Source organism: Pseudomonas sp. NPDC087346 (genome assembly GCF_044744235.1).
In the GTDB taxonomy this organism is placed as follows: Bacteria; Pseudomonadota; Gammaproteobacteria; order Pseudomonadales; family Pseudomonadaceae; genus Aquipseudomonas.
Genome location: NZ_JBIUXX010000040.1, coordinates 48,836 through 57,163 on the forward strand (window position 1 = coordinate 48,836; position 8,328 = coordinate 57,163).

Here is an 8,328-nt window from a genome sequence, read left to right on the forward strand (position 1 = left end):
CTCGCTTAGCACCGGCAAAAGTAAATGTCATCACTCACGGATGCGGACCGTTCGGGGGTGATGCAGCATGAAGCCTCTATTAATTGGCCTCGCTGGCGTCGCCCGCTCTGGTAAAGACACCGCCGCGCAGCATCTGGTAAGCCACCATGGATTCCAGGCTTACGCGTTCGCTGACCCACTGCGTGACGGTCTGATGCACATCCTCAACTTGAGCCCTTGCGACTTCGAAGGTGCTCAGAAGGAACTGCCGCTGCCATGGCTCGGCCGATCCCCTCGCCAGTTAATGCAATCACTTGGCACCGAGTGGGGTCGCAACAACGTGCATCCCGAACTCTGGCTGCTGCTTGCGGAACAGAACCTCGACCTACTCGCTCGCACCCACGACGAAACACGCGGCTTTGTAGTCAGCGACGTGCGGTTCGAAAACGAAGCGGACTTCATCCGTAAGCGTGGCGGCGTGGTGATTCACATGGAGCGGATAGCTGCTCTCACCGTCAACCAGCACAGCAGTGAAAACGGTGTCGTGCGCGCGCCGGGAGATATCTGGCTACCGAATGATGGGCCCTTCGAAGAGTTGTTCACCAACCTAAACCGTATTGTGGACACCCTGCACACCCGTGCGGCGGCGGCCTGAGGCAGCGTTATGACAAACCGCACCCTGGACGAATCCGCTGCATTGCTCGGACTCAAGCCCCGCGCCTTCCGCACCAGGTTGCGCGAGCTGGGCATTCTCAACAGCAGTGGCGATCTAGCCAGCCAGCACCGTGATCGCGGCTATCTGTATTCGGATCCGCGCAGCACCGTGATTCCGTCCCTCAACAAGTGCCGTCATTACTCCGTGGTGATGGTGAAAGAAGAAGGGATCGAATGGCTGGCCAAGAAGCTAGGAATCATCATTACCAAAAAGGACGCCGCTGCATGAAAACCAACAACCTCAATGCCTACACGCAAGCCCTCGGCGCCCTGAAGCTGATCCCGATCTACTTGAACTGCCCGGGGGTAGTCAGCCGCGCAACGCTCGTTGGCGCCTCGACGGAAGCCATCCAATTACTGGAAAGCATGCCCGTACTAAGCACCGAGCTGGCCGAGGTATTTCGCTGCGTCAACAACGTGATCCTTGACGGGCAAGTCGCCTACGTTACTCCGACCAACTCGCCTGAGTACCCATTCGGCGCGGTGGTGGCTGACGCCAAGGGCAACATTTGTGCGGCTGCAATGGGCAAAAGTAAGGAAGGCCTCGCCGAGCTGATTCGCTTCAAGTTGCTGCCCCCATCGGAGGGGTTCGGGGAGAACGCAGCGTGAGCAACACACTTGAACAATTGCGACGTCAGTTCGCTACTCCATGCCCGACCCTGGCGGCAGTTCGGGAACAGTACTTCGCACACATTCGCACCGACCGCTACCTACTGGCCGAGATCAAGGCAGGTCGTATCGCGCTGGTCGTGAAGCGGCTGCACGGGTCGGCTCGCGCTCAACGAGTGGTGTACCTGCACGACCTGGCCGAGTTCCTCGACGCCCAAGCGGCGAAGCAAGCGGCTTGATTTCAACGGTCGCCTCTGCCGTCCAGAGGCAAACAAATCGCACATCAATAGGCACAGCACATGAAACCTACGGATACGGCCGAATTCATCGGCGAACTCAACGCAGGCGTCTTCGCCAATCAGATCGGTCACGCCCTTTCTGAAGTGGCATCAGGAGTTGTTGATAACGGTAAGGTCGGCTCGGTCACGCTGACCTTCACCTTGAAGCAGATCGCCAACAGTCATCAAGTCACCATCAATCACAAGCTCGCCTACAAGGTGCCGACCAAGCGCGGCAGTCGTACCGAGGACACCACCCTCGACACCCCGATGCACGTCAATGAGGGCGGGCGCCTGACTTTGTTCGCCGAAGCCCCCCGCGCCGGTCAGCTATTCAACCGCGACGACGCGCCGATTCACGCGAAGTCCTAAACCGTTCGATTCCAAACCTCTCACCAAAGGAAGTCGATTCAATGGAAGCCAAAGCAATTCAGTTGATTCAGGACACCGCCGTACTGGCCTATGCCAAGCCGCTGGATACTTTCACCCCAGCGCTAGTATTGCCGTCTGACCAGAAGATCCACAGCATCGAGAAATTTCAAGCTGCTCGTAGCCGGTTCCGCGGCGCGCTCACCACTCATTCGCTGCTGGACTTCGGCAATTACGTAATGACGCAAAGCGCCGAGGTTGTCGCGTCTGGTTTTGTGGACGCCGAGGCAATGTCGTGCACAGTCATTTTCAACCTGGGCGACACCAAGTCACCAGGGCACGGCGACTTCACCGCCACCCTGAATTTGAGAAAAACTGCTGCGTTCCGGGCACTGGAGCGTGCAGCCTCCATTCAGTTCGCGCAGAAAGAACTCAGCGACTGGATTGAGGATTGGGCATCGAATCTCCAAGCCCTCGCGGCCGATGACAGTCCCATCGATTTGCGTAAAGCCGCGAGTGCCATCCGCTCCATCAGCATCGAGCAAGCACGCAAGAGCGAACACATTGTCGGCGACCTAAGCGCCTCTCGTTCAGCGATGGACCAGATTGAGGCCAAGTCCTCAGAAGGATTGCCCGCTGAATTCCTGTTCACGGTCGAGCCATATGAAGGGCTGAAAGTCCAGATCATCCGCCTGCGTGTAGCCGTTCTCACCGGCGGGGACAAACCCCTGCTGCGCCTGCGCTGGATTGGAGAAGAACAGCTTCGCGAAGACTTGGCACAAGAATTTAAGGAAGTCGTGCAGCACGAAGTCGGGGGCGGCGCGCAATTGACTATCGGCAATTTTAACTTGGGCTAACCCACCCATCCAACACCCCTCCGCCGGCCTCTCACCAAGTATCCCTGCGGAGGGATCTACTGAGGTACACAGCACATGACTGCAATCCAAATCTGCGCACTCATCGCCCTGATCGTCTTGGCCGGACTACTTGTCTGGGCCGGTTATTTCATGGGGCATAACGACGGTATGTCCGCAGGCATAAAAGAAAGCGATGAGATCCAACGCGCTGAAAGCGCAAAGACCATTGGCGAATTGAAGGCTTCCCTCGACTTCATTAAGGCTGACCACGCCCGACTGGTGCGATTCAGCAAGCATCTTCAAGAAGGACCGTCACTCGGCGAAACCGAACGCCAGACGCTACTCAACATCGCCGAGAAGCTTCGGATTGCCGCCGAGACGTTCGCCGCCTTCCGCACTGGTAAAAAACTCGAAAGAGACACGATTGAGCTGCGTGATAAAGCGCTTGCCATGGCAGCCCTTCTTGCTCCGGTGACCACATGACAGTGATACGCCGAAAGGTTCGAATTCGCCGAGGGCAAATGCCACCACTCGACTTACAAACCATCTGCGACAAGTGCGACACCTCGCGAGCACATGGCAACCATCAACAATGCAGCAAGCAGCGCCAAGCCGAAGGTATCGCCCGGCGAGAAGCGGAGAAATCACAATGAGTGCAGCAGAGAAAATTGACTTTCACATCACACCGGGCGCCTGGTTCCGCCAAGACTTGCTGTACCCGGTTTTCGGCCTGAGCACCGAAGCAGTCCGCAAGTACCGCACCCGAGGCCTGTGGCTTGAAGGCAAACACTGGCGGTATGACCCGGCCAACGTAATCGTCTACAACCGCGCAGCCATTGAGCGCTGGATGGAAGGGAAACCATGATCGATAAGATGCCTACCGGCGTTGAGATGAACGGCAAGCAGTTGCGTATCTGGTTCATCTTCAACGGCCAACGGTGCCGGGAACCACTGGAAGGAATCTCAAAGGTAAACAAGGCCGCTATTGCCTATGCGGATAACAAGCGTCGGACCATCCTCGCTGAAATCAAAGAGGGTCGCTTCGACTACGCGGCACACTTTCCGAAATCTCCCAGGGCTGCAATGTTCACTGGCGCTGGCGGCCCGTCGCTGAAGCGTACAGTGAAGGAAGGTATTGATCGCTGGTTAGAGGTTCAGCGTGCGCTCAAAGCTTCAAGCACCGTCGTAAACTACGTGAGCAAAGCAGTACATGTAGAGAAGAAATTCGGTAAGCGTCGGATCGTCGACATCAGCAAGAGCGACATCGAGTTGTTTCAAGCGCAGTTGCTGAAGCAAGGCTTGGCTCCGAAGACAGTGAACGACATTTTCACTGTCGTTCGCGGAGTCTGGGCCGACGCATTCGGTGACGGAATACTGAAAGCCAACCCACTTGACCGGATCAGCAACGTCGGGGCGGACGTCGATCTCGAGCACGCTGACCCCTTCAGTCGCACCGAGATCGAGTTGATTGGTAAAGCGGACCCCGCCCGGCGAGATGATGCCCGAATGATTGAGTTCAACTGCTGGGCCGGGCTCTCTCTGTCCGAGCTTATCGGATTGGCCGCTGAAGACGTCGACCTCCAAGCTGGCCTGGTACACGTCCGGCGGGCATTGGTCGTAGGAGAATTCAAAGTTCCCAAGGAACGCTCAAGGGTAAGAGTCGTTGAGCTGATAGACCCTGCCCTCGAACTTATGCGGGAGATTGTGGCTGCTGCCAAGGACGCACAAGCCGAAGAGATCACGGTTATCCAACGCGACAACATCACCTCCAAGAAAATGAAAGTGAAGTTCCTTTTCCGTAGTTCCACCAGTGGCTTACTCTGGAGCGGCAAGACATTGAGCAACTGGTTCACCGCTCATCTCAAAAAGGCGGAAGTCCGTCATCGCGGGGCGAACCAATGTCGCCACACCTTTGCCAGCCAGATGCTTTCGAGCTACGTTCCGGTCGAATGGGTGGCTAGGCAGCTAGGGCACGCCGATACAACGATGGTGCGAAAGCACTACGGGAGATGGATACCGAAGGACACGAAGAGCATGGCGGGTATCGTCTCGAAGATGCTGGGATTTAGAACAGATTGAACATAGGCCCGATATGGACTGCGTTTAATTGATGTAATGTTCTGATCTTCGAACGTTGCCAAGGATCGTCGCCATGAGTTCAAGTGAAAATGCTTTTTCTGAAACACACGTATCAGAAGCGTTGAACGGTTTAAAAACTTTGGCGCTGAGGTTGCGGCAACTGATTACGACTCAACCTCCCAAGGATTTGCTGGGTTATATCTACGCAGGTCTACTGTTTGGCGGAATCACGAGGTCTGACGAAGACGCACCAAACAAGACGGCAAAATCCTTAGCAAAGCTTAACGTTGATGAAGCCCAATTCCTTCTTGAATACGTTCATGCCGTGTTGGCGACGACTCCGCTGCAAGTCGATACCGCACTCGATGAGGCTATCTGCGCGGAGATCATTCTCGTCGCCGCCGAGCTGAGAATGGCATCAATGATCGCTACGATGCTAATCGCCTCGGAAACCTCCGAAACCGAGTATGGACCTGGAACGAAGGATCTCATGTTTCATGCCCTAACCACGTGGGTATTGATTCGAGGAGGACGCTACCAGGTATTGGAGGAAGAGTTTTTTAGCTTCGCCCTTGAACCACACAATGATGCCCTTCTACACACCTATGGTGTAGGGGCTAACGAAGTAGCAATCGGCATACAAGCGCTAGCCAACTCAATACGCATGGGACACGACAAGGCCGCTCGTGCAATTGAAAGCTCCATGAATAATGCGCAACAGTTTGTGCAGTCTCGCGGAAAATCAATGGAAGAAGGCATGAAGCAGTGGAGAGCCGAGCGTGCGAAAGAGGCCGCCTCAGCTAGTGCTGCATTCGTTGATCTTTTTCAAGGGGGCATCTGCAACGCCCGGCACCATACCAAACTCCCGGATATTCTTTTAGATGATCTCTCATACGAGTTGGCTGAAGAAACAGAGTTCTATGCTCCCGGAGATTACTCAGGAACTCCATTTCGTACGCTACCCGCACGCAAAAAACCGCTGATCAAATTAGACGGCGCTCATTACCTAACCGATCCAAGTTTTGCCCGCGATGCCGCGTACCGTGCGATTCTTTACAACCTTTTAGTTCGAGATCCCGAATATTCCGAAAAATTCAAACAAAACCAGAAGGAGTGGAGTGAAAGCTCATTTGTAAAAATTTTTGGTCGCCAGCTAAAAGGCGCAAAAATTCTGAACGAGGTGTATTACCGTCGCAATGGTAAGTGGTTCGAAAACGACACCTTGGTCATGCTCGATGGAGTACTAGCTGTAATTGAGGCGAAGTCAGGCGCAGCCGCGACCATTGCATCACCCGCCGAGAGTTTCGAGCGCCACGCAAGGGCAGTGCGTGACTTGGTCGTGAAAGCCTACGATCAATGTCAGCGGTTTATTGAGTACCTCGCTTCAGCGGACGAAGTGCCAATATACGAATTCAAGGATGGCCGGTACGAAGAGGTGGCTAGAATCCGTCTTTCCGACTACTGGCTAGTATTACCCATAGGATTGACCGTAGAGTCTTATTCGCCTTTTTCCACTGGCAGCAAACAGCTGACAGGGATAAGCCCCATTTTGGGCAAACATCCATTTATATCCGTAGCCATTGATGAGTTGCTCGTGCTCAACCGTTTTCTTCCTGGAACCGGAGCGCTAATGCATTATTTAAGTATTCGCCAGGAAGCTGCAGGGATCAAAGAGGTATTCCTATTTGACGAATTCGATCATCTAGGGTCATACATTGAGAATAATCGCTTCTGCGAAACCGTGCGACGACAACTGAAAGAAGGGGCAACTCTAATTACCATGGATGGTATGAGCTCCATTGTGGATGATTATTTCAGCACCCACGATTGGGAACAAAAGCAGCCACCTAGACAAGATATTCCAAACGAACTGCAAAGGTTACTCGCAGCTCTAAATGTGACTCGAGCCTCTGGTTGGATTGAGGCTGATAACCGTCTGCGTGATTTTAGCTTTGAAGGTCGCAAGGACTTGGCTCAGCAGCTTGAACCTTTGAGAAGGAGCCTTCGTCAGCATAAACACCGTTACTTTGCATTACGCGTTGACGTGGGAATGCTGTTTTGGATGCATCGCAGTGGCGATACTCCTGACATCTCAGCTGCTCAGTTCAAAGCACAAGTCGCAGCCGAATCCCTCGATGTCGAGAAGGTTATGCTGATTGTTTTTGGAGTAAGTGATCAGGGTCAGTACTCCCATGCAACGACGTACTGGATTCAGCGTGAGCAGGTGACTTCGGATGAAATAAAAGCGGACGCGGCAGCACTGAGCTGCCGGACCATTGAACTAACGACCTCATCGTCCGCGTTATCTCAACGACCAGCACGAATTCCGGGGCGCAATGAGCCCTGCTGGTGCGGCAGCGGAACAAAATTCAAGAAGTGCCATGGCCGATAAACGGAGGATCTATAGCAGCCTGAGACGGCCTCACAGAAGCCTCTTATGCCCTAAATTTGCCCTAACCAAAGCTTGATAAACGAAAAAGCCCCCGTAATCATCAATGATTACGGGGGCTTCGTCTTTTTCAATAATGGCGGAGAGATAGGGATTCGAACCCTAGGTACCGGTGAAGGTACAACGGATTTCGAATCCGTCCCATTCGGCCACTCTGGCATCTCTCCAACGGCGCGCATCATAACAACACTTTTGCCGGAAGCGAACCCCCTTTTGCAATTTTTTTCCGTGCTATCAGATGCTTGCGTCGATTAAAGCGGTACACCCAGACGTTTGGCCACTTCTTCGTAGGCTTCGATGACGTCACCGAGGCCTTGGCGGAAGCGGTCTTTGTCCATTTTCTTCTTGGTATCTTTGTCCCAAAGACGGCAGCCGTCCGGGCTGAACTCGTCGCCCAGGACGATCGAGCCGTCACTGAACACGCCGAACTCAAGCTTGAAGTCCACCAGCAGCAGGCCAGCGTCGTCGAACAGCTTGGTCAGCACTTCGTTGACCTTGAGCGACAGTTCCTTCATGCGGACCAGTTGCTCGGCGGTACCCCAACCGAATGCCACGACGTGGGATTCGTTGATGAACGGGTCGCCCTTGGCGTCGTCCTTCAGGAACAGCTCGAAGGTGTACGGATTGAGCTTGATGCCCTCTTCCACACCCAGACGTTTGACCAGGCTACCGGCGGCGTAGTTACGCACGACGCATTCGACCGGGATCATGTCGAGCTTTTTCACCAGCACTTCGTTGTCGGCCAACAGTTTGTCGAATTGAGTCGGCACGCCGGCTGCTTCGAGCTTCTGCATGATGAAGGCGTTGAACTTGTTGTTCACCATGCCTTTGCGGTCAAGCTGTTCGATGCGCTTGCCGTCGAACGCCGAAGTGTCGTTGCGGAACAGCAGGATCAAACGGTCAGCGTCGTCGGTCTTGTAAACCGATGTGGCTTTGCCGCGGTAGAGTTCTTCACGTTTGTCCATGATGGGCTCCGCTTGCTAAGTAGGTGGGC

General features: G+C 54.3%; 11 protein-coding genes and 1 tRNA gene. 10 read left to right on the forward strand and 2 right to left on the reverse strand.

What is annotated here, in order from left to right; all coding sequences use genetic code 11:
- Positions 1 to 67: 67 nt before the first annotated feature.
- The 10 genes from ACIOZM_RS21655 to ACIOZM_RS21700 all read left to right on the forward strand — a co-directional run bounded on the left by ACIOZM_RS21655 (position 68) and on the right by ACIOZM_RS21700 (position 7,277).
- Complete coding sequence (locus ACIOZM_RS21655; protein WP_401216977.1) at positions 68 to 634, forward strand: deoxynucleotide monophosphate kinase; 567 nt, start codon at positions 68 to 70, stop codon at positions 632 to 634.
- 9 nt (positions 635 to 643) lie between these two features.
- Entirely contained in the window at positions 644 to 922 is a 279-nt protein-coding gene (locus tag ACIOZM_RS21660; RefSeq protein ID WP_095667284.1) for a hypothetical protein, read from the forward strand.
- The gene (locus ACIOZM_RS21665; protein WP_401216978.1) at positions 919 to 1,302 is read left to right on the forward strand and encodes a hypothetical protein; all 384 of its coding nucleotides are present in this window, start codon (positions 919 to 921) and stop codon (positions 1,300 to 1,302) included. Before ACIOZM_RS21660 ends, ACIOZM_RS21665 begins: the two co-directional genes overlap by 4 nt.
- Positions 1,299 to 1,541, forward strand: coding sequence for a pyocin activator PrtN family protein (locus tag ACIOZM_RS21670; RefSeq protein WP_073473050.1), 243 nt, complete (start codon positions 1,299 to 1,301; stop codon positions 1,539 to 1,541). The genes ACIOZM_RS21665 and ACIOZM_RS21670 overlap by 4 nt, the downstream gene beginning before the upstream one ends.
- A gap of 60 nt (positions 1,542 to 1,601) precedes the next feature.
- Positions 1,602 to 1,952 carry a hypothetical protein gene (locus ACIOZM_RS21675; RefSeq protein WP_401216980.1) on the forward strand — a complete coding sequence of 117 codons (351 nt, stop codon included), beginning with the start codon at positions 1,602 to 1,604 and terminating at the stop codon, positions 1,950 to 1,952.
- Between the two features lie 41 nt (positions 1,953 to 1,993).
- Complete coding sequence (locus ACIOZM_RS21680) at positions 1,994 to 2,806, forward strand: DUF2303 family protein (RefSeq protein WP_401216982.1); 813 nt, start codon at positions 1,994 to 1,996, stop codon at positions 2,804 to 2,806.
- Between the two features lie 75 nt (positions 2,807 to 2,881).
- Positions 2,882 to 3,289 (forward strand): hypothetical protein, encoded by a 408-nt coding sequence (locus ACIOZM_RS21685; RefSeq protein WP_401216984.1) that lies wholly within the window; start codon positions 2,882 to 2,884, stop codon positions 3,287 to 3,289.
- Positions 3,290 to 3,455: 166 nt separating this feature from the next.
- A complete protein-coding gene (xisR, locus tag ACIOZM_RS21690; protein ID WP_073473060.1) occupies positions 3,456 to 3,671 on the forward strand; it encodes an excisionase family protein in 216 nt (71 codons plus the stop codon).
- On the forward strand, positions 3,668 to 4,885 hold the full coding sequence (locus ACIOZM_RS21695) for an Arm DNA-binding domain-containing protein (protein WP_401216985.1): 1,218 nt from the start codon (positions 3,668 to 3,670) through the stop codon (positions 4,883 to 4,885). Before xisR ends, ACIOZM_RS21695 begins: the two co-directional genes overlap by 4 nt.
- Before the next feature lie 73 nt (positions 4,886 to 4,958).
- On the forward strand, positions 4,959 to 7,277 hold the full coding sequence (locus ACIOZM_RS21700) for a YecA family protein (RefSeq protein WP_401216987.1): 2,319 nt from the start codon (positions 4,959 to 4,961) through the stop codon (positions 7,275 to 7,277).
- Between the two features lie 134 nt (positions 7,278 to 7,411).
- On the opposite strand, the gene ACIOZM_RS21705 is transcribed toward ACIOZM_RS21700, so the two are convergent.
- Both ACIOZM_RS21705 and purC read right to left on the reverse strand, forming a co-directional pair.
- Positions 7,412 to 7,501, reverse strand: a tRNA-Ser gene (locus tag ACIOZM_RS21705).
- A gap of 84 nt (positions 7,502 to 7,585) precedes the next feature.
- Complete coding sequence (gene purC / locus ACIOZM_RS21710; RefSeq protein WP_401216989.1) at positions 7,586 to 8,299, reverse strand: phosphoribosylaminoimidazolesuccinocarboxamide synthase; 714 nt, start codon at positions 8,297 to 8,299, stop codon at positions 7,586 to 7,588.
- Positions 8,300 to 8,328 lie beyond the last annotated feature (29 nt).

Excerpts from the sequence above, each read along its gene's own strand:
- ACIOZM_RS21655 (WP_401216977.1), top strand. The coding sequence starts at position 68 with ATGAAGCCTCTATTAATTGGCCTCGCTGGCGTCGCCCGCTCTGGTAAA.
- ACIOZM_RS21660 (WP_095667284.1), top strand. The coding sequence starts at position 644 with ATGACAAACCGCACCCTGGACGAATCCGCTGCATTGCTCGGACTCAAG.
- ACIOZM_RS21665 (WP_401216978.1), top strand. The coding sequence starts at position 919 with ATGAAAACCAACAACCTCAATGCCTACACGCAAGCCCTCGGCGCCCTG.
- ACIOZM_RS21675 (WP_401216980.1), top strand. The coding sequence starts at position 1,602 with ATGAAACCTACGGATACGGCCGAATTCATCGGCGAACTCAACGCAGGC.
- ACIOZM_RS21680 (WP_401216982.1), top strand. The coding sequence starts at position 1,994 with ATGGAAGCCAAAGCAATTCAGTTGATTCAGGACACCGCCGTACTGGCC.
- ACIOZM_RS21685 (WP_401216984.1), top strand. The coding sequence starts at position 2,882 with ATGACTGCAATCCAAATCTGCGCACTCATCGCCCTGATCGTCTTGGCC.
- xisR (WP_073473060.1), top strand. The coding sequence starts at position 3,456 with ATGAGTGCAGCAGAGAAAATTGACTTTCACATCACACCGGGCGCCTGG.
- ACIOZM_RS21695 (WP_401216985.1), top strand. The coding sequence starts at position 3,668 with ATGATCGATAAGATGCCTACCGGCGTTGAGATGAACGGCAAGCAGTTG.
- ACIOZM_RS21700 (WP_401216987.1), top strand. The coding sequence starts at position 4,959 with ATGAGTTCAAGTGAAAATGCTTTTTCTGAAACACACGTATCAGAAGCG.
- purC (WP_401216989.1), bottom strand. The coding sequence starts at position 8,299 with ATGGACAAACGTGAAGAACTCTACCGCGGCAAAGCCACATCGGTTTAC.